This window comes from Bradyrhizobium sp. USDA 4353 (genome assembly GCF_054063215.1).
The window spans coordinates 1020945-1040663 of sequence record NZ_JBSSGB010000001.1 but is presented as its reverse complement, the minus strand read 5'-3'; the positions used below and the strand labels follow the sequence as shown (position 1 = coordinate 1040663).

General features: G+C 65.7%; 17 protein-coding genes and 1 pseudogene. 11 read left to right on the top strand and 7 right to left on the bottom strand.

Annotated elements, in window-relative coordinates:
- Window positions 1–28 precede the first annotated feature (28 nt).
- Window positions 29–1144, bottom strand: a complete 1116-nt coding sequence (locus ACVILH_RS04675) for a TAXI family TRAP transporter solute-binding subunit (protein ID WP_456711848.1) — start codon at window positions 1142–1144, stop codon at window positions 29–31.
- Window positions 1145–1420: 276 nt separating this feature from the next.
- Window positions 1421–2371 carry an aldo/keto reductase gene (locus tag ACVILH_RS04670; protein WP_456711847.1) on the bottom strand — a complete coding sequence of 317 codons (951 nt, stop codon included), beginning with the start codon at window positions 2369–2371 and terminating at the stop codon, window positions 1421–1423.
- A gap of 260 nt (window positions 2372–2631) precedes the next feature.
- On the opposite strand from ACVILH_RS04670, the gene ACVILH_RS04665 reads away from it, so the two are divergent.
- Both ACVILH_RS04665 and ACVILH_RS04660 read left to right on the top strand, forming a co-directional pair.
- On the top strand, window positions 2632–3864 hold the full coding sequence (locus ACVILH_RS04665; protein WP_456711846.1) for an NF038122 family metalloprotease: 1233 nt from the start codon (window positions 2632–2634) through the stop codon (window positions 3862–3864).
- A 506-nt stretch (window positions 3865–4370) separates the two neighbouring features.
- The gene (locus tag ACVILH_RS04660; protein ID WP_456711845.1) at window positions 4371–4811 is read left to right on the top strand and encodes a hypothetical protein; all 441 of its coding nucleotides are present in this window, start codon (window positions 4371–4373) and stop codon (window positions 4809–4811) included.
- 716 nt (window positions 4812–5527) lie between these two features.
- On the opposite strand, the gene ACVILH_RS04655 is transcribed toward ACVILH_RS04660, so the two are convergent.
- The 3 genes from ACVILH_RS04655 to ACVILH_RS04645 all read right to left on the bottom strand — a co-directional run bounded on the left by ACVILH_RS04655 (window position 5528) and on the right by ACVILH_RS04645 (window position 10203).
- A complete protein-coding gene (locus ACVILH_RS04655; RefSeq protein ID WP_456711844.1) occupies window positions 5528–6496 on the bottom strand; it encodes an IS110 family RNA-guided transposase in 969 nt (322 codons plus the stop codon).
- A gap of 869 nt (window positions 6497–7365) precedes the next feature.
- Complete coding sequence (locus ACVILH_RS04650) at window positions 7366–9405, bottom strand: YgiQ family radical SAM protein (protein WP_456711843.1); 2040 nt, start codon at window positions 9403–9405, stop codon at window positions 7366–7368.
- A gap of 129 nt (window positions 9406–9534) precedes the next feature.
- Entirely contained in the window at window positions 9535–10203 is a 669-nt protein-coding gene (locus ACVILH_RS04645; RefSeq protein ID WP_456711842.1) for a hypothetical protein, read from the bottom strand.
- Between the two features lie 149 nt (window positions 10204–10352).
- Between ACVILH_RS04645 and ACVILH_RS04640 the strand changes: the two genes are divergently transcribed.
- The 6 genes and pseudogenes from ACVILH_RS04640 to ACVILH_RS04615 all read left to right on the top strand — a co-directional run bounded on the left by ACVILH_RS04640 (window position 10353) and on the right by ACVILH_RS04615 (window position 16465).
- Window positions 10353–11042, top strand: a complete 690-nt coding sequence (locus ACVILH_RS04640) for an HAD family hydrolase (RefSeq protein WP_456711841.1) — start codon at window positions 10353–10355, stop codon at window positions 11040–11042.
- A gap of 178 nt (window positions 11043–11220) precedes the next feature.
- The gene (locus tag ACVILH_RS04635; protein WP_456711840.1) at window positions 11221–13200 is read left to right on the top strand and encodes an SPFH domain-containing protein; all 1980 of its coding nucleotides are present in this window, start codon (window positions 11221–11223) and stop codon (window positions 13198–13200) included.
- Window positions 13201–13332: 132 nt separating this feature from the next.
- On the top strand, window positions 13333–13737 hold the full coding sequence (locus tag ACVILH_RS04630; RefSeq protein WP_456711839.1) for a hypothetical protein: 405 nt from the start codon (window positions 13333–13335) through the stop codon (window positions 13735–13737).
- Window positions 13738–13838: 101 nt separating this feature from the next.
- Window positions 13839–14675 (top strand): dienelactone hydrolase family protein, encoded by an 837-nt coding sequence (locus ACVILH_RS04625; RefSeq protein ID WP_456711838.1) that lies wholly within the window; start codon window positions 13839–13841, stop codon window positions 14673–14675.
- 91 nt (window positions 14676–14766) lie between these two features.
- Window positions 14767–15598: pseudogene (locus tag ACVILH_RS04620) on the top strand (hypothetical protein).
- A gap of 33 nt (window positions 15599–15631) precedes the next feature.
- Complete coding sequence (locus ACVILH_RS04615; RefSeq protein ID WP_456711837.1) at window positions 15632–16465, top strand: type 1 glutamine amidotransferase; 834 nt, start codon at window positions 15632–15634, stop codon at window positions 16463–16465.
- On the opposite strand, the gene ACVILH_RS04610 is transcribed toward ACVILH_RS04615, so the two are convergent.
- On the bottom strand, window positions 16455–17165 hold the full coding sequence (locus ACVILH_RS04610) for an LrgB family protein (protein ID WP_456711836.1): 711 nt from the start codon (window positions 17163–17165) through the stop codon (window positions 16455–16457). The genes ACVILH_RS04615 and ACVILH_RS04610 overlap by 11 nt on opposite strands.
- Window positions 17140–17559: a CidA/LrgA family protein gene (locus ACVILH_RS04605; RefSeq protein ID WP_456711835.1), complete on the bottom strand. Its 420-nt coding sequence runs from the start codon at window positions 17557–17559 to the stop codon at window positions 17140–17142. Before ACVILH_RS04605 ends, ACVILH_RS04610 begins: the two co-directional genes overlap by 26 nt.
- A gap of 110 nt (window positions 17560–17669) precedes the next feature.
- Between ACVILH_RS04605 and ACVILH_RS04600 the strand changes: the two genes are divergently transcribed.
- From ACVILH_RS04600 to ACVILH_RS04590, 3 genes are all read left to right on the top strand, one after another.
- The gene (locus ACVILH_RS04600; RefSeq protein ID WP_456711834.1) at window positions 17670–18557 is read left to right on the top strand and encodes a LysR family transcriptional regulator; all 888 of its coding nucleotides are present in this window, start codon (window positions 17670–17672) and stop codon (window positions 18555–18557) included.
- A 107-nt stretch (window positions 18558–18664) separates the two neighbouring features.
- On the top strand, window positions 18665–19441 hold the full coding sequence (locus ACVILH_RS04595) for a succinate dehydrogenase iron-sulfur subunit (protein ID WP_456711833.1): 777 nt from the start codon (window positions 18665–18667) through the stop codon (window positions 19439–19441).
- A gap of 68 nt (window positions 19442–19509) precedes the next feature.
- Window positions 19510–19716 carry a hypothetical protein gene (locus tag ACVILH_RS04590; protein ID WP_456711832.1) on the top strand — a complete coding sequence of 69 codons (207 nt, stop codon included), beginning with the start codon at window positions 19510–19512 and terminating at the stop codon, window positions 19714–19716.
- The last annotated feature ends 3 nt before the right edge of the window (window positions 19717–19719 follow it).

Here is a 19719-nt window from a genome sequence, read left to right as displayed (position 1 = left end):
GGCTTGCTGCCGGCCTCGATCCGCAGCCTCAGCGCGCGTCCTTGCTCCGCTGCCATTTCAGGAAGTCGCTATACAGCTTCGCCGCCTCGTCCGACGACATCCGCGCCTGCGCCTTGCGCTCGTCGAGGAACTTGCGGAACTCGGCCGGATTGCCATCACTCGTGGGAGACTGCACCGCGCGTGCGCCATCGAGCCAATCCTGCGCCGCCTTGAAGCGGATCATGCCCTGCACCGGCGCCGACAGCACGGTGTCGCGCCATTTCGGATGCCGCGGCGGCGATTGCAGCACCTGGATCTTGCCGAACAGCGCATCGACGAACCGCGCCGTGCGGCGATAGCGGTCGCTATTCTCCGGCCAATTATACACCATCAGCACGGTCGAGGCCGCGACCGCGTCCACCTTGGTGCCCGGCGGCACCAGATTGGGATATTCCTCCGACGAGAACGACGTCGGCAGATAGATGTCCTGCAGCGCGCGGTCATACGGGACCGGCAGCAGATGCAGCCGCCCGCCGTCGTTCTTGATGCCCTTGATGATCGGCGCGTCCTTCGACACCGAGGCGATCCAGGCATCACCCTGGCCGTCGACGAGCTTCTGCAGGCCGCCGGTCGGGTCCGTCACCGAGTCGATGTCGGCGCGGATGCCGAGGCGGCGGAAGATCGTGTGCGCGGCCGGCAGCCCGATCGAGCGCTCGGCGAACACGCGCTTGCCGTTGAGATCCTCGAGCGAGCGGATCTCGCGCCGCGCGATGATGTGGACGTCGTTGTGGAACAGCTTTGCGATGTAGCGGACGCGCTGGGCGATGTCCGGGATGTTATATTCCGTCTTGACGAATTCCAGCGCGTCGGTCGCAACGAACCCCATGTCGATGTTCTTCAACATGATGATGTCGACGAGGTTCTGTGCCGAGCCCTTGCCGAGGATCGGCAGCACGCGGAGATTCTCGCCGTCGTCGAGCACCGCGGCCATGTCCGAGCCCATCACCGACATCGGCCCGCCGATCGGCGCGGTGATGACCGTGACCGTGCCGGAGTTCAGCGACTCGCGATCCGGCAGATTGCCGACATTGGCCGCGCCGGCAGCCGGACGCGGCTGCTGCTGTGCCTCGGCACCGGGCCCGAACGCCGCAGTAGCCGCCAGCATGATTGTCGAAACGAGTACGCACAGACGAACACGCGACACACCTGCCCCCAACGCTTTCCCTTTGAGTCTTTCTAATTTGGCAACGCACTTAACGTTTCGATCCGGGCCGAATTTTGGCCGCGGCGAGGCGATGCCCCCAATGCTGCTCGAGACGCTGCAAATTAGCCCGACTGGCTCCACGCCTGTGCTGGAATTGCGTTGTGCGGAAGATCTGCGTAGTCCACGGCGCGATGCGTCAACGCGCCGCGCCGTGCTCCAGATGAACGAACTAACAACTCAAGCGCTTGCGGCGTCGAGCCGCGCAACCTGATCGGGCGTCAGCGCGAGCTGCGTCGCCGCGACCAAGGTATCGACATGCTCCGGCTTGGTCGCGCTGGCGATCGGCGCCGTCACCGACGGCTTTGCGAGCAGCCACGCCAGCGCGACGGAGGCCTGCTGGGCGCCGGTCTCCTTCGCCACCTCGTCGAGTGCAGCGAGGATGCGCATGCCGCGCTCGTTCATGTATTTCGGGATGCCGCGTTGTCCGCGCGGGCTCTTGCCGTAATCGGCCTCGGAGCGGTATTTGCCGGTGAGGAAGCCCGCGGCGAGCGAGAAGAAGGTGATGACGCCGACCTGGTTCTGCTCGCACACGCGCTGCAGCGCGCCTTCATACACTGACCGTTCGGCGAGGCTGTAGTCCGGCTGCAAGCTCTCATAGCGCGGCAAATTGTTGGCCTTGGCAATATCGAGCGCGGCCTGCAGCCGCTCGGCGGAGAAGTTCGAGGCGCCGATGACCCGCACCTTGCCGGCCTTGATCAGCCTGTCATAGGCCGCCAGCGTCTCCTCCTGCGGCGTCGTCTCGTCGTCCTTGTGCGACTGATAGAGATCGATGACATCGGATTGCAGCCGGCGCAGCGAATCGTCCACCGCGCGCGCGATGTAGTCCGGCTTCAGTCCGACCTTGCCGTCGCCCATGTCCATGCCGACCTTGGTGGCCAGGATGATCTTGTCGCGGTTGCCGCGCAGCTTCATCCATTTGCCGATGATGGTCTCGGACTCGCCGCCGGTGTGGCCGGGTACCCAGCGCGAATAGACGTCGGCGGTGTCGAGGAAGGTGATCCCGGCGTCCTGCACCTTGTCGAGCAGGCGGAATGATGCCGCTTCGTCGACGGTCCAGCCGAACACGTTGCAGCCGAAGCAGAGGGGCGGAACATTGAGGCCGGAGCGGCCGAGCTGACGATGCTTCATGACGATCTCTCGATGCGGACGGGCTGATAAAGCTGTGGCTGGATGTGTGGCGGAACGCCGGCGACAGATTGCCTGCGTTCGCCGCGACTGACCAGCGCGGCGGGAGCATGGCAAGGCGCGCCTCGCGCATCCAAACCGTGGCACCGATGCCCTGAAGAGGGTCCGACGGCGTCAGACTTTGCACTTAGTTGCCGATGATGGTCCGCCCATTGCGAACGTCTCGCAAATGAGGATGCGGGGCACGGGAGGGAGTCCGGCCAATGAACACGCTGACCTATGACCAGCTCGGATTGAGCTCCGATGCCCTGATGCAGGACACGGCTGCGGCGAAGAACACGACGACCGCGACGGCTGCGGCCGCGACGCCGTTCACGCTGCCCGCCGGCGCTGTCTCGGCTCCGGTCGTGCATGCCGACGGTTCGGAGACCGTCTCGGTCCACACCGGCGGCCTCACCTTCAATCTGAACTTCGATGCCGCGGCGGCGGCCGCGCCCGAAAGCTTCCGCGCCGGCGTCGAGCAGGCGGCTGCGATCCTGTCCTCGGCGATCACCGACAAGGCCACGGTCAACCTCGCGATCGACTTCGCCGGCACCGGCGGCGGCGCCGGCGCCAATGTCAGCAATGGCGTGCTCGCCAACTACACGCAGCTCCGCACCGATCTGCAGGATCACGCCGCGGCCGGCGACACCGTGTTCGACAATCTGCCGACCACAAGGGCCGTGCAGGGCCATTCCCAGGTGTTCGTCGCCAATGCGCAGGCCAAGGTGCTCGGCCTGATCAATCCGAACGATGCGACCACCCAGGACGGCTTCGCCGTCTTCAACACCGACATTCCCAACCAGTCGCTGGTCGGCGTCGCGCTGCACGAGCTGTCGCATGCGCTGGGCCGCGTGCCCTCGCCGGGCAATCTCGACATCTTCGACCTGTTCGACTTCACGAAGGCCGGCCACAATCTGATCAACAACAACATCGCCGCCGGCCCTCCCGCCTATTTCTCGCTCGACGGCGGCGTGACCAAGATCGCCGATTACGGCCAGATGTCGGATCCGGCCGACTTCCTCAACACCGGCATCCAGGGCGCCCATGATCCGCTGAACGAGTTCTACAACCCCACGACCTCGCAGACGCTGTCGCCGATCGACCTCGTCGTGCTGGAAACGCTCGGCTACAACATCAAGACGCCGGACACCGCTGCGCTGCTCGCCCAGCTCCCCCAGGCCGCCGGCGTCGCCGCGCCGATGCAGACCCCGGCGCAGGCTGCTGCGATCGCCTCGGCGGTGGCCGCCGAAACGGCGGCCAGCCTGACCAAGCTCGGCGATGCCGCCGGCGCTGCCCAGGTGCTGGCGAATGCGCAAGCCGATGCGGCCGCAGCCAACGGCACCGAGTCCGGGGCAAGCCATGATCACACCGCGAGCTACGCGTCCTACTCCACAGAGTCTCACCACGACCCGATGATGCTCGCGATGCATCTGCATGCGATCAGCGCGAACTGAGCAAGTGCGCGATGGCATACGATTGATCGGCCGAGATCCGATCAACGCATGCTCTACACCGCGTTTCACGCGACCGGTCAGGATCGCTCGCGGTCGCGCTGCCTCTCGAGTTGCCGCAAATAGCTCAGACCGCAGACGGTCAGCCGCCCGGGATCATGCATGCCCTGTTCGGCCATCCCCCGCATGTGCCGCGCCAACGCGCGCCGCGTTCCCTGGTCCAGATCGTGTCTGGCCACGCGGCGATAGATCTGCATCGCTCGAGAGAGCGGCTTGGCGAGTTCGATCCGAGGCATTGGAATTAACGGGAGCCGGCGGCGATCGTTCCGAGATTTCCGCCATCGGGCGCTGTTGGTAGGGCTATCGTCGGGAGACGTCCGGGGCTGAAGCACCGGACCCGGCGTGTCGCGTGTTGCGCGGCTTACGGGAACTCGCATATCCTTCAGGTCGCGCGATGACGACGGTGATCACTCGGGGGCGAGGCGACCGTTCGGCGCTGGGGACCGTTCATGGGAATGAAGTTCGCTTTGCGCGCGGCGGTAACGGCCGCCACCGTGGCGCTGCTCGTTGGCTGCGCGGCGTCGCCGGAGGGATTGAACTCGCGCGACGTCGCCGACAGCAGAAGCTTTTCCGAAAGCTACGAGGAGATCTACCGTCGCCTGATCGAGACCGGCAAAAGCTGTAACCCGCCTGTCCCGGTCTTTGGCAATCCGGCCAACCCGGGCGGGGGACAGATCGAAGCCGAAGGCGAGATCCACCGCGACCGCGGCTTCGCGGAGTTTCGCCTGGTCGCAGGCAGCTATGGCATCCGGATGAACTACTTCGTCGCGGCGCGCATCGAAAAGTCCGGCTCCGGCTCGCGCGTGACCATCAAGGTCAGCAATCCGATGGGAGCGGGTCCGTTGAGCAGCCGGATCTATCGATGGGCTAGCGGGGATTCGAGCTGTTAGCTCGGAGCGGTGAGCGGTCCACGACAGCCACTAGGATATCGAAGCGACGAGCGCGGTCGCAGGCACCGGCTTTTCGGTCGGACTTCCCCAGGACGCAATCCAAATCCCTGACGTCGTCATGGGGGATGCCTTCACCCTGATCGAATGACGAGATGGCCTGCTGGATTCCCTCCGCGTGCGACTCAATAAAAATCAAGCGAGTCGTTGATCAGTTCAGCCGCGACCACGTGAGGCTCCGACCGGTGCGCTTGGCCAGCCGTTCCAGACGCTCATTCACGCTCGCATCGACGTTCACGGTCAAGGTGGTCGACGTCACGAAATCGTCCTTCGTTCGCAGCGTTAATCGAGTATATGTTGGACCCCCCAGCGACGCAATTGCTCGCTATGGTCTCGCATTGTTACTCGGCGGTGCTCGACGTCGCCGCCATGCCCGACGGGCAATCTCCGCATTGCTATCATGCACCAAGTGCCCGTCGAGCCAGTTTGTCGCACGCTCACCGGCTTGTGTCGTCGGGCAAATCAGATCGATGCTCTCGGCCATCCCGTTCGCGATGAAGAGCAACTGTGCTTTTGAGGTAGGCCGGCGAACGGCCGGCCTCAAGGCTGGCGCGAGACGCGCCCCCGCCTTCGGCGGCTGAAGGCCTTGACCCCGTCCGCTCGCCGTCCTGTTGGCTTGGCATGCGCTCGGTCGTGAACCGAGCGCATGTGGCGCTCGATCAGCTCATCGCAACGCGCGGCTGCTTGGGATTCCATTTTTCGCCGCGGGCGATCATCGTGTTGAGGATGATGATCAGCTTGCGCATACAGGCGATGAGGGCAACTTTCGGCTCTTTGCCCTTGGCGATGAGGTGTTCATAGTAGGTCTTGAGCACCGGATTATGCTGCGTCGCTGCTCCGAGGCAGGGAAGGAACAGGCCGTTTCTCACCCAGCGCCGACCTCCCTTGATGTGGCGCTCGCCTCGGCGCTTGCCGCTGTCGTCGTCGTAAGGGGCAACACCGATCAGGGCAGCGGCGATCCTATCACTCACCTTGCCGAGTTCCGGCGCTCCTGCGATGAGGAGCGCGGAGGTCATGACGGCAAGCCCCGGCACACTTTCAATGATCTCGGCGCGCTCGGCAAATTCCGGCGTCGCCTTGACCCTGGCGAAGATCGCAGCCTCGAGCTTCGCAATCTGAGCCGCGAGCGTCTTCAACACCTGGGAATGGGCCTTCTGCGCCAATCCCGGCACAACATGCTCGGTCTGGTTCTGCAAACGGGTTTTCAGATCCATCAGATTCTTGCGCGCTTTCACCAGCCCCGCCAGTTCCTCGCGTGCAGCATCGTAGATCTGGCTCGGTGCCTCGTCGAACGTCTCGGCGAACCAGGCGATCATCTCTGCGTCTATCGTGTCGTTCTTCGCCAGTCGACCCGCCGACAAGGCGAAGCTGCGAACCCGTTTGGGATCAACGATCCGCACCTCTATCCCGGCCTCGCGCAGCGCCTTGGCCCATTCGCGCTCATAGCCGCCGCTGGCCTCCATGACGGCCTTGGTCACCTTGTGCTTGCGAAGCAAGGCCACCAACTGGCGATGCCCAAGCGAACTGCTCGGGAATGTCTGCCGTACTCCGAGTTTCCGAATGCAGCCGTCCACCTTGTCCTTGGCCACATCGATACCAGCGACACCATTTGCGATCTGTGTCATCATCCACTCCCTTCCTTGCCTTGTATGGGCTCGAAGCCCTTGCAACTGTTCGGGTTGAGGAAGATCACCGGAGCTGTCCCTCGCTCTGATACAGGCTCTGCCGCGTTTGGGGCGTTACGGGCTCAGATCCAGCGACGGGCGGTTTTGCGAGAACCGCCCGTTCGCACATTCTGACAGAATTTCTGAACACAAGGGGCGTTTCGGCCGATCGTCACGGAGCGTAGCGAGCGGGGAGCGGTGGACGTGTCGGGCTTGGGGCTCTCGCGCAAGCGGGCCGACGAGCGAGCCGGATGCGTACGGTCAAGTCGCGTGGTCCTGGCCTCCCGAGGCTGAGGTCAAGCCGGTCGATGATGCGGAAGACGCGTCTCGGCGGTGATGGGGGCAACAAGCCGGTCCCCAGGGAGAGCGCGAAGCAGCCGTTAAAACCAGCCGCGCGGGGAAGGCCGGGTCGTCCGGCTGGACCTGTGGTACCTGCCGCCTGCATTTTTTTCCGCAGGCGGGCCACGGGCCTCAGTCGAGGTCCGGCCTTCCCCGCGCCCTCTCATTGTCGAGGGCGATGTCGGCAGCATGACCCGGGCGCGGACGCGCCGCGGGGCTGTGGTGGGCTGTTTGGAAAGTCGTACAATGGATGTGAGGCGGAGGCGCACGCATGAGCTATGCGCATCACGCCTGCGAGTTGGAACGGCCTTACAACGACCTCGGTGTCGTCCCGGCCTTGAGCCGGGACCCATAACCACCAGCGGGTGTTTAAGGCAGGCTAGTGGCTCAAGGCGTGCCCAAAACATCTCCCTGTGGTTGGGTCCCGGGTCAGGCCCGGGACGACAGCGGAGAGGAGGCGAGAGCGCGCTTCATGACAAGACGACGGCTGCCAACTACTTCCTGATCTTCACGCCCTTGGTCGTGAACTTCTGCGGCCGTTGCTCGGGCCGTACCGGCCGCCGCGTCACGGCCGCCTTGCCCGTTCCCGGCGGCTGATGCGCCGGCACCAGTTGATCCGGGCGCGAGCCGATCAGGTCGGCGCGGCCCATGGCGCGGAGCGCGTCGCGCAACACCGGCCAATTGTCCGGGTCGTGATAGCGCAGGAACGCCTTGTGCAGCCGGCGCTGCTTCAGGCCCTTGATCGCCTCGACCTTGTCGCTGGCGCCATGGCGGACGCCGCGCAAGGGATTGACGCCGGTGTGGTACATCGCGGTGGCCGTGGCCATCGGCGATGGCAGGAAGGTCTGCACTTGATCCGCGCGGTAGCGGTTCTTCTTCAGCCACAGCGCGAGGTTCATCATGTCCTCGTCGGACGTGCCCGGATGCGCCGCGATGAAATACGGGATCAGATAGTACTTCTTGCCCGCCTGCGCGGCGGCGGCATCGAACATCTGCTTGAAGCGGTGATAGGTGCCGATGCCCGGCTTCATCATCTTGTCGAGCGGGCCGCGCTCGGTATGCTCCGGCGCGATCTTCAGATAGCCGCCGACGTGATGCGTCACGAGCTCCTTGATATAGGCCGGGCTCTCGACCGCGAGATCGTAGCGCACGCCGGAGGCGACCATCACGCGCTTGACGCCCTGGACCTCCCGCACCTTGCGATAGAGCCGGATGAGATCGTCATGCGAGGTGTTGAGGTTCGGGCAGATCTCCGGAAACACACAGCTCGGCCGGCGGCACGCCGCCTCGACCTTCGGGTCCTTGCACGCCATCCGGTACATGTTGGCGGTGGGGCCGCCGATGTCGGAGATCACGCCGGTGAAGCCCGGCGTCTTGTCTCTGATACGCTCGATCTCCTGCAGGATCGAGCCTTCCGAGCGGCTCTGGATGATGCGGCCCTCATGCTCGGTGATCGAGCAGAAGGTGCAGCCGCCGAAGCAGCCGCGCATGATCGTGACCGAGAACTTGATCATGTCCCAGGCCGGGATCTTGGCCTCGCCGTAAGAGGGATGCGGCGCGCGGGCATAGGGCAGGTCGTAGACGCTATCCATCTCCGCCATGGTCAGCGGGATCGGCGGCGGATTGAGCCAGAGGTCGCGGTCGCCGTGGCGCTGCACCAGGGGGCGCGCATTGCCGGGATTGCTCTCGCGATGGAGCACGCGCGAGGCCCGCGCATAGGCTTCCTTGTCGGCCTCGACCTGCTCGCAGGACGGCAGCCGGATGACGACGTCGCCCTTCTCGCGCGCGGCGCCTTCGTCGGCGGAATCGAGATCGTCGGCGTGCAGCTCGACGAAACCTTCGGGGACCTTCCGGAACAGCGCGGTGCCGCGCACCGACTGGATCTCCTTCGGCGCTTCGCCGCCGGCGATGCGGTGCGCGACCTCGATCACGGCACGCTCGGCATTGCCGTAGATCAGGATGTCCGCCTTGGCGTCGGCGAGCACCGAGCGGCGCACCTTGTCCGACCAGTAGTCGTAATGCGCGATCCGACGCAGCGAGGCCTCGATGCCGCCGAGCACGACCGGCACATCCTTGAACGCCTCGCGGCAGCGCTGCGCATAGACGAGCGTGCAGCGGTCCGGCCGCTTGCCGCCCTCGCCGTTCGGCGTATAGGCGTCGTCGCTGCGGATGCGGCGGTCGGCGGTGTAACGGTTGACCATGGAGTCCATGTTGCCGCCGGTGACGCCGAAGAACACGCGCGGGCGTCCGAGCGCCTTGAACGGCTCGGCCGAATGCCAGTCGGGTTGCGAGATGATACCGACGCGGAAGCCCTGGGCCTCGAGCAGCCGGCCGATGATCGCCATGCCGAAGGAGGGATGGTCGACATAGGCGTCGCCGGTGACCAGCACGATGTCGCAGACATCCCAGCCGAGCGCGTCCATTTCCTTCCGGCTCATCGGCAGGAACGGCGCGGGCTTGAGGTCGGCGCGGTGGCGCGGCCAGGAACTCAAGGACGGAGCGCTCAGGGGCGGGGCGGTGAGGGCGATGTTCATCGCCCACGCATAAAGAAACGGGGCTGTCAGTTCAACCGAGCCGCCTGTCGCAGCCCGCGGCGGACGATCAATTTGTCCGGAATGGTTCCCGCGGGGTATCGCGGGAGGGCCGTTCCGGTCGGTCGGGTGTCAGTTCAGACCGTGGTTCGCCTCGGTGCGCCGCTTCAGCCAGCCATGGCCGAAAAACGCCAGCAGCGCCGCGGCAGCGAGCATGATCCAGATCGACGGCATTCGGGACCGGGAGCTGCCGGCTTCGCCGACCGTCATCGGGCCCTGCGCCATGCCGCTGTCGCGCATCGAGACCAGCCGCATGTCGGCGCCGTCGGTGGTGCTACCGCGCAGGCCGGCCACCGCGGGCTGCGGATCGGCCGACAGCATGCGGCCCATCTCTGCGCCGGCAGAGGCGACCGAGCTGTCGTCGCCCTGCGGCGGGTCCATGGCGGCCTGTCCGGCATGGGCGCCGGCGGGCAGCTGCGCGAAGGAGTTCATGTTGGCTGGGCGGTGCGGCTTGGCGGGATGCTGCGTCACCCGCGGCTCGGCCTTGTCCGCTTTGGATTCCGTCTTCGATTCCGCCTTGGCCATCTTCTCCGGCGTCGGGTTGTGCGGGACCGCCACGCGAACCTGAGGCCGGGCATAGTTCGGCTGGGTCATGGCCAACATGCGATTGGACCAGGACATGTAGGCCTTGCACATCGAGTTGCAGTATTGGCCGTTGACCATGTCCTCGCTCGCCTGCGCCGGGCCGGGGGCCGCGAGCAGCATGGCCGTGAGCATCGCCGAGGCCGCGCCGAGCGTCATGATGGATCTCGAATGGGACGTCGCTTGCAAATGGCCGATCATCGCAATTTCCCCCGTCGCGGTTTCACGCCGTTTCGGAGATAACGACAGCCGCTGTGGTCGAGAGTTGGATCAGATCACGTCAACATCCGGATGAGTTTGAGGTCAATTTGCTGATGCGAGGCGTTCTTAATAGGCGGCCGGTGCTGCTGTTCGACATCGACGGCACGCTTGCGGATACGGATGCGCTGCATATCGAGGCGTTCAATGCCGTATTCGGGCCTCGTGGCCACGTGTTCGACCGTCCGCGGGCGGCACGCGAACTGCTCGGCCGCTCGAATGCGTCGATCGGCGCCGAGTTTCTGCCCGATGAGCCGCCCGAGCGGCGCGTCGAAATCATGGCGGAAAAGGAGGCGGTGTTTCGCAGCCTCGCCGCCGGCAAGGTCGAGCCGCTGCCGGGCCTGATGGCGCTGCTCGATCAGGCCGCGGCGGCGGCCGTGCCGGTGGTCGCGGTGACCAACGCGCCGCGCGCCAATGCCGAGCTGATCCTGCAGGGGATCGGCATCGCCGACCGGTTTCGCGCCGTCATCATTGGCGACGAGCTGCCGCACGGCAAGCCGCACCCGCTGCCTTATCTCGAAGGGCTGCGTGCCGCGGATGCCGCGCCGGACTGCGCTGTCGCCTTCGAGGATTCCCGCGCCGGCATCACGGCGGCAACCGCCGCGGGCATCGTCACCGTGGGCATGCGGACCAATCTCGGCCATGACGATCTGATCGCCGCGGGAGCCGCGCTGTCCGCCGCGGCGTTCGACGACCCCGAGTTGCTGGCGCTGGTGCAGCGGCGTTTGCGAGGCGATTGAGTCGCCGCATCGCGACGCAGGTTCAAACCAGGGAGACGAAATATTTCGGCGGCGATGGTCTTTGAAAAATCCGCAGGAGGTCTAGTTTCTCGCGCGCCGACATCGATCGGCATGATCGCGCGCGGTGACAGCGCGGCGGCAGCAGCCGCCCCGGCCATGCGCGACTTGGAGACCCCTCATGGACATCACCACTGTGATCCAGCCGGCCCTCGCGGCCGGGGCGATCATTGCGTTGCTTGCACTGCTGAAGCTTTCCAACGTCATCCGCTACATCCCCAACAACCAGGTCGGCATCGTCGAGAAGCTCTGGAGCATCCGCGGCTCCGTCGCCGACGGCTTCATCGCGCTGAACGGCGAGGCCGGCTTCGAGCCGGAGGTGCTGCGCGGCGGCCTGCACCTGTTCTTCCCCTTCATGTACCGAATCCACACCTCCGATCTGGTGACGGTCGGCCAGGGCAAGATCGCCTATGTGTTTGCCCGCGACGGCGCGCCGCTTGGCGCCTCCCAGGTGCTGGGCGCCAACGACAGCGAGGACAGGAGCGACTTCCAGGATGCACGCCGCTTTCTTTTGGCCGGCGGCCAGAAGGGTCCGCAGCGCAAGATCCTGCGCGAGGGCACCTATGCGATCAACACGACGCAGTTCGCCATCATCACCGACGAGCGCGTCTATGGTCACGCGCTGAGCGACCAGGAGCGCATCGTGCTCGACGCCATGCAGCTGACGATCGCCGAGCGCTGGGGCTTCACGCCCGTGATCCTGGCGGCCGATCATGACCTGGTCGGCATCGTCACCGTACATGACGGCCCGTCGCTGCCTCCCGGCGAGATCATCGCGCCCGAGGTCGGCACCGAGCTGCGGGACGCCGCGACCTTTCACAACAATTTCCAGGAGCCCGAGAAATTCCTCGCCGCCGGCGGCCATCGCGGCCGTCAGCTTCAGGTCATCGTCGAGGGCACCTGGTACATCAACCGCCTGTTCGCCACCGTCGAGAACGTGCCGAAGACCATCATCCCCGTAGGCAATGTCGGCGTCGTCATCTTCTACACCGGCCCGCACATGGCCGACGTGTCGGGCGAGACCTATCGCCATGGCGAGCTCGTCAGGAACGGTGGCCGCGGCGTCTGGAAGGATCCGCTGCTGCCTGGCAAATACGCGTTCAACACCTATGCCGGCAAGATCGAGATCATCCCGACCGTCAACTTCATCCTCAAATGGGTGCGCGGCGAGGTCGGCGCGATGAAGCTCGACGAAAACCTGTCGGAGATCTCGCTGATCACCAAGGACGCGTTCGAGCCGACCTTGCCGCTCTCGGTGGTGATGCACATCGACTACAAGAAGGCGCCGATGATCATCCAGCGCTTCGGCGACGTGAAGAAGCTGGTCGAGCAGACGCTCGACCCGATGGTCAGTGCGTTCTTCAAGAACATTGCGCAGAAGATGACCCTGATCGAGCTGTTGCAGAACCGCGCCGCCATTCAGGAGGAGTCCGCGGCCGAGATGAAGGTGAAGTTCGAGGGCTATTCGCTCGAGCTGCAGGAGGTGCTGATCGGCACGCCGCGGGCGGCGCCCGGCGACCAGACCATCGAGAACATCCTGATCCAGCTGCGCATGCGCCAGGTCGCGCGTGAGCAGGTCGAGACCTTCCAGGAGCAGGAGAAGGCCGCGATCCAGGAGCGCACGCTCAACGAGGCCAAGGCGACCGCCGCGGCGCAGGCCGCGCTGACGCAGTCGCTGATCCAGATCCGCGTCAACGAGAACGAAGGCGCGGCCGCGCTCGCCCGCGCGCAGAAGGATGCCGAGACGCGCAAGGTGACGGCGGCCGCCGTCGGCGAGCAGTCGCGGCTGGAGGGCCAGGGCGAGGCGGATCGCGCGCTCGCCGTCGGTGCAGCCAACGCGCAAGCGACCAAGCTCGCGGTCGATGCTTACGGCGGACCGGAGTTCAGGCTGGCCGAGCAGAACTTCGCGAAATTCGCCGACGCGCTGACCCGGATCAACCAGCCGCTGGTGCCGCAATTCCTGATGTCCGGCGGGCCGGGGCAGGAGAGCGGCAATTCGGGATTGATCCCGACGGCGATGCTGAGCTCGATGTTCGGCCGCATGATGCCGGAAGCGCTGGAGCAGCTGAAGCGCGAAGCCCCGCGCAGCGCGCGGCAGTAGGAGCGAGGCACGTGGGACGGCGAGCTGACATCTGGCTGACATCCGCCAACAGCTCGCCGTCACCGTACCTGGCGCAATGGTCGCATCGAACGCGGCTGATGCATCGGTCGCCAGAACACGAAGGTGAGACGCATGCGCAAGATGTTGATTGCAACCGGTCCATCGGAGCAGCCGCTTCGCGTGCTGCTGCCCGCCGAGGAAACCACAGCGGCGACCGAACAGCGCCGAGGTCGCCCGCTGGCGTTGAGCCGGCATCGGTCGGCACGGCGGTCTCGCGCCATGAAGGTCATCCTGAGAGGTCTCAGGGCCACGCTGATGGTGCTGATGCCGCGGGAGCTTCACAGCCCTGCGGACGAGCCCCGCCAAGAGATGCTGCCGTCGTCCTCGGCCCCACCGTGGCTGCATCTCGTTCGCGATTGCGGCCGCGCGCTGGATGTGACGAATCCAGCACCTCGCTTGCCGAGCATCTTCTTGTGTGCGGCAGTGACCCCACGCCATCACTTGCGCCACTTGCGCGGCCGTTGCCGGCGCTCTTGATCCCCGACGCCTGCGCGCTCGCCGATCCCGATGGATTCTCGCGTCCATCGCACCTATGCTGCCGCCGGTCTCACGAGGGCTCGCGCGCCATGCATCGGTTCATGTTGAGCGTCGCACTGCTGATCACGCTGGTTTGGCTGCCGCAGCGCGCCCTGGCTCAGACCTTCGATGAGCCGGTCACCTTCAACTCCGCGCCCTACGTCATGGGCCAGCTTCAACAGCGCATGGCCCTGGAGCGCGGCGAGATGGTGGGCGCTTCGAGCCAGGCCATCGGCGGATATCTGTCAAAACCTTCAGGCGATGGCCCGTTCGCGGCGATCGTGTACCTGCACGGATGTGGCGGGCTCAGCCAGCCGACGCGCCAGCGTTTCGCGCGGCTGTTGACCGGCTGGGGCTACGTCGCACTCGCCGTTGACAGCTTCGGCGCCCGCGGACTGACGCAGGCCTGCACGCGTCCCGGGGTCGATCGTCAAGCCGATGCCTGGGGAGCAATGGCATATCTCGCGTCGCTTCCCTTCGTCGATCGCGCGCGTATCGGCGTCGTCGGCTCCTCACAAGGCGGCATCGCTGCGATGCGGCTTGCCTCGGTGCGAGATGTCAAGATCTACGAGGTGCCCGAGGACCTGACCTTCAAGGTCGCGGTCGCCTACTATCCCCGATGCGGTGTCGCCTCGAGATGGCTGGCGGTGCCCACGCTGATCCTGATCGGCGACAAGGACGATTGGACGCCGGCGCAGGACTGCCAGCAATGGATGTCGCTACGCCCGGACAAAGGGGCTCCCGTGAAGCTCGAGGTCTATCCTGGCGCCTATCATTCCTTCGATACGCCCCGGCCGGGCCGGTCCTACTTTGGCCACTGGCTGCAATACGATCCGGATGCGACGGCGCGCTCGACCGCGGAGATGCATGATTTCCTGGCAGCTCATCTTGGAAAGTAGCATTGCCACCAGCTTGTGCCGATCGCTACGTCGTGAGATGAACCACGCGAGTTGCTGCCGTGTTGTCCGCTGCGAAAGGTCGGTCCTGGCGATGGTCTTGTTGCGCTGTCTGTTGGCTGGTTTGACGCTGCTGTTCGCGACCGCCGTCCTCGCTGCCGACAAGCCCGGGGACACCAAGGGGTCGATTCTGGAGCCGTCGCCTGAGAACGTCGCGCTGACCTGGGCGAAGGCCAATCTCGTGCTGCCGCCGGTGCTGGCCGGCGGGCGGCGCTGGGAGGGGTATGCCGAGGATGCGCCTGACGTGATCGGCATTGTGCCGCTGGTCATCGTCATGCACGGCTCGAGCGGCGTGGCTCCGGCGATCAAGGAGTTTCAGGCCTGGTTGGCGGACGAGCTCAGCGTTGCGTCGGTCGCGCCCGACAGTCTCGCAATCCCGGACCGGCTGACCTATACGTCGCCCGTCGATGTCGCGATCTATGAGCGTGTCCATGCGCTCCGGCTGGCCGAGCTGGAGAACGCGCTGAAGGCGTCGCGCGACTGGAGCTGGGTCGACCGTCAGCGCGTCGTCATTGCCGGCACCAGCGAGGGCGCGGTGGCAGTCGGCCGCTACGCCGGCAAGGACGTCGCCGCGCGGCTGATCTATTCCTGGTCCTGCGAGGACAACTACTTTGTTACTTCCCCACGGCTCGGCATTGGCCCGAAGGAGCCGGTGCTCAATGCGATCTCGGCGCGCGACCCGTATTTTTCGGCGGCCAATCCCTGGAACAAGGATCGCGCCGTGACTGGCTCTTGCGCCGCGGCCCTGAAGGATGATCCGAAGGCCGAGGTGATGGTGATCGACGCCGACGTTCACACCATCCTCAACCGCACCGAGGTGCGGGAGCGGAGCGCGCTTCCTGCGCGGTGTCCTTGATCAGCAGTAAGGCGACGGTTGCGATGAGAATTCGGAGAATGAGGTGCTGAAATTGCTCGTCCTCGAAGGCAACTCGCTGGCCGGACGCCGGCGCTGGGCGGAGGTTGCCGGGCACACGCCATCGGAGAGCTATGCCGACGTGCTGCGCGCGCTGGCGCCGGACGCGATCGTCGACATCGCCACGCCGGCTGATGCGGATGCGACGTTGCCGCAGCCGATCGACGCCTATCAGGGCATCGTCATCACCGGCTCGGCGCTCAACATCTATCAGCGTGAGCCCGAGGCGCTGCGCCAGATCGAGCTGGTGCGAACGATCTTCGCCCAGGGCGTGCCGATGTTCGGCTCGTGCTGGGGCCTGCAGCTCGCGACGGTGGCCGCAGGCGGCGAGGTGTCGCTTAATCCGGCCGGCCGGGAGGTCGGCTTCGCGCGCAAGATCGCGCTGACGGAGGCGGGCCGCGGCCATGCCCTGCATACGGGGCGTGGCGAGGTGTTCGATGCGCCGGCGATCCATAGCGACATCGTGACGACCTTGCCGCCGGATGCGACGGTCACGGCCCGCAATGCTTTCAGCGAGGTGCAGGCGGCCGAGATCAGGAGCGGCCGCGGCCGTTTCTGGGGCGTGCAATATCACCCGGAATTCAGCCTGCAAGACGTCGCCTGGGTCATCAGGCGCATCGGCCATCCGCTGGTGGAAGAGGGCTTCTTCGCCGATATGGCCGAGCTCGAAAGCTACGCGGCCGATCTCGCCGCGCTCCACCATGATCGTGCCCGGCGCGACATTCTGTGGCGGCTCGGGCTCGATCAGGACGTGGCGAAGGACGGGCTGCGCCAGGCCGAGATCAGCAACTGGATCGGCTCGCTGCGAGCTACTTCATGAGCTGCATGATCAGCGGGGCCAGCGCCACGTTCATCAGGCCGACCAGCACCATCACGAGGCCAGCGATCGCGCCTTCCTCGCGGCCGATCTGGTGGGCGCGCGCGGTGCCGGCGCCGTGCGCGCCGACGCCGAACAGCGCGCCCTTGGCGAGCGTCGAGCGCAGCGGCAGCCGCGCCAGCACGATGTCGCCGACCGCGGCTCCGATGATGCCGGTGAGCACGACGAACACCGCAGTGAGGTCCGGAATGCCGCCGATCTCGCCGGACACCTCCATCGCGAACGGCGTGCTCATCGAGCGCGGCAACAGGCTCAGCCGCAACTCGCCGTCGATGCCGAGCACATAGGCCAGCGCCCAGCTGGTCGCGACGGCGGTGAGGCTGCCGGCGACCATGCCGGCGAGGAGCAGTGGCCAGCGGCGGCGGATCAGCGCGCGCTGCTCATAGATCGGCACGGCGAAGGCCACCGTGGCCGGACCGAGCAGCGCCACCAGCCAATGCGTGCCGCGGATGTAGTCGCGATAGGAGACGTTGAGCGCGAGCGCCGCGATCATCAGAAGCGCCGGCGCCACCGCGAGCGGCATCAGCCACCAGCGCGGCCAGCGTCGGTGCACGCGCTTGGCAAGCAGATACAACAGGACCGTCGCCAGCGACCAGACCGCAGCCTGGACCAGCGGCTCACGCCACAGCATTGCCAGCGTCATGACGTTCGGTCCAGCGATAGCAGAGGTCGACGGTGAGCGCGGTCACGCACATCACGGCGGTGGTGCTGACGATGATGACGGCGAAGATCTTGAGGCCCAGCAGGCCGAACAGCTCGCGATGGTCGAGCAGCGCGAGCACCGCCGGCACGAAGAACAGCAGCATCTCAGCCAGCATCCAGTTGGCGCCGCGCTTCATGTTCGCGACCTTCAGCCCGCCCGCCAGGAACAGCAGGAGCGCCAGCGCCATGCCGATGATACCGCCGGGCAGCGGCAGACCGGTGGACCGCGCCAGGATCTCGCCGGTCGCCCAGAACAGGCCCAAAAGCCCGATCTGAAGCATGCGGCTGCGGCGAAGCAGGCGTTGAAGGGGGATGGTGATGTTGCGCTGCGTCATGGCTCTGATCCGAAATCGTCCCGGCGCAGCAAGGATATGACGCAATGCAACATGTAGAAAATGAATTGATTGAATGACTTCAAGTCCAAAATGGAATATTGCTCACCATTATGGAACTCAAGGCGCTGAAAACCTTCACCGAAGTCGTTCGCCAGGGCGGCTTCTCGCAGGCCGCCAAGACGGTCTTTGCGACGCAGTCGACCGTCAGCAAGGCGATCAAGCAGCTCGAGGACGAGCTCGGCCTGCCCCTGCTGGACCGGCTCGGCCACAAGAGCCGAATGACCGCCGCCGGCGAGATCGTCTACCGCCGGGCCATTCGGCTGCTGGCCGAGCGTGACGACCTGCAGGCGGAGCTGGCGGAGTTGCGCGGCCTGAAGCGCGGCGTGCTGCGCCTCGGCCTGCCGCCGATCGGATCCGCCACGCTGTTCGCGCCATTGTTCGCGCTGTACCGCCAGCTCTATCCCGATATCGAGATCCGGCTGGTCGAGCACGGCAGCGACCGCCTCAGCGAGCTGCTCGCCGCGGGCGATATCGATTTCGCCGGGCTGCTGCCGCCGATCGCGGACGAGTTCGCCGCGCAAATCGTCCGTCGGGAGCCGCTGATGGCGCTGATTGCAGTCGATCATCCGCTCGCCCGGCATGAGACCATCACGCTCGCGGCGTTGCGCGAGACCCCGTTCGTGCTGTTCGAGGCCGGCTTCGCGCTGAACCGCATCCTTCGCGAGGCCTGCCGGCGCAACGGCTTTGAGCCGATCGTGGCGGCGCGCAGCACCCAGATCGACTTCATCGCCGAGCTCGCCGGCGCCGGTCTCGGCGTCGCGTTCCTGCCGCGCATGATCGCCACCCAGCGCACGCAGGTGCCGATCAGTCTCGTTCTGCTCGACGAGCCAGAGACCGAGTGGACCTTGGCCATGGCCTGGCGGCGGGGGGCCTATCTGTCGCCGGCTGCGGCGGCATGGCTCAGGCTGGTGCGCGAGCGTGGCGAGGCCCGGGAGTGATGGGCGAATAGGAATGATGCGACATTGTCGCTTCAGCCGCGTAGGAACGCGCGGCTGATCGGGTGGTTGGTCGCGGCTAACGATCTTCCAACGCCCGAGACTCCGTCATGGCTGAATTCCGACTCCCGAAGAACTCGGCGCTTCGCGAGGGCAAATCGTGGCCCAAGCCGAAGAGCATCACGCTACGCGAGTTTCGCATCTATCGCTGGAATCCCGATATCGGCGGCAATCCGCAGATCGACAGCTATCACGTCGACACGTCGGATTGTGGACCGATGGTGCTCGACGGCCTGATCTGGATCAAGAACAACATCGATTCGACACTGGCCTTCCGCCGCTCCTGCCGCGAAGGCATCTGCGGCTCGTGCTCGATGAACATCAACGGTCAGAACACGCTCGCCTGCACCAAGTCGATGAGCGACCATGATGGGCCGGTGCAGCTGCTGCCGCTGCCGCACCAGCCGGTGGTGAAGGATCTCGTGCCGGATCTCACCAATTTCTACGCGCAGCTTTCGGTGATCGAGCCTTGGCTTCAGACCAAAACGCCGACGCCGCAGAAGGAGTGGCGGCAGAGCGAGGAAGATCGCGACAAGCTCAACGGCCTCTACGAGTGCATCCTGTGTGCGTGCTGCTCGACGTCATGCCCGAGCTATTGGTGGAACTCGCAGCGCTTCCTCGGTCCGGCAGCGCTGATCCAGGCGGCACGCTGGATCAATGACAGCCGCGACGAGGCCACCGGCGAGCGGCTCGATATTCTCGAGGACCCGTTCCGGCTCTATCGCTGCCACACCATCCTCAATTGCGCAAAGGCCTGCCCGAAGGGACTCAATCCCGGCGAGGCGATCTCGGAGCTGCGCATGAAGCTCGTGGCGCGCAAGATGTGAGCGGGAACGGCGCGTATCGACACAAGTCGATCGCCCGGTGCGAACACTCCAGCCGACAGGGCAAATCGATGAGCGACCATGATCGCGAGAAGCCGGCCGATGAGGCGGGCAAAGACCCGAGACGGGCCAGCGACAGCGAGTCGAGGAAGCCCGCGAACGAAACGCTTCCTCCGGCGGGACCGCATGCACGTCCGGAGCTGACCGACTCCGAGAAGACGCCGGGCACCGGCATGCTGCCGGAGCCAGGCGACTCCAATCCAAGCCCGACCGGATAGGCC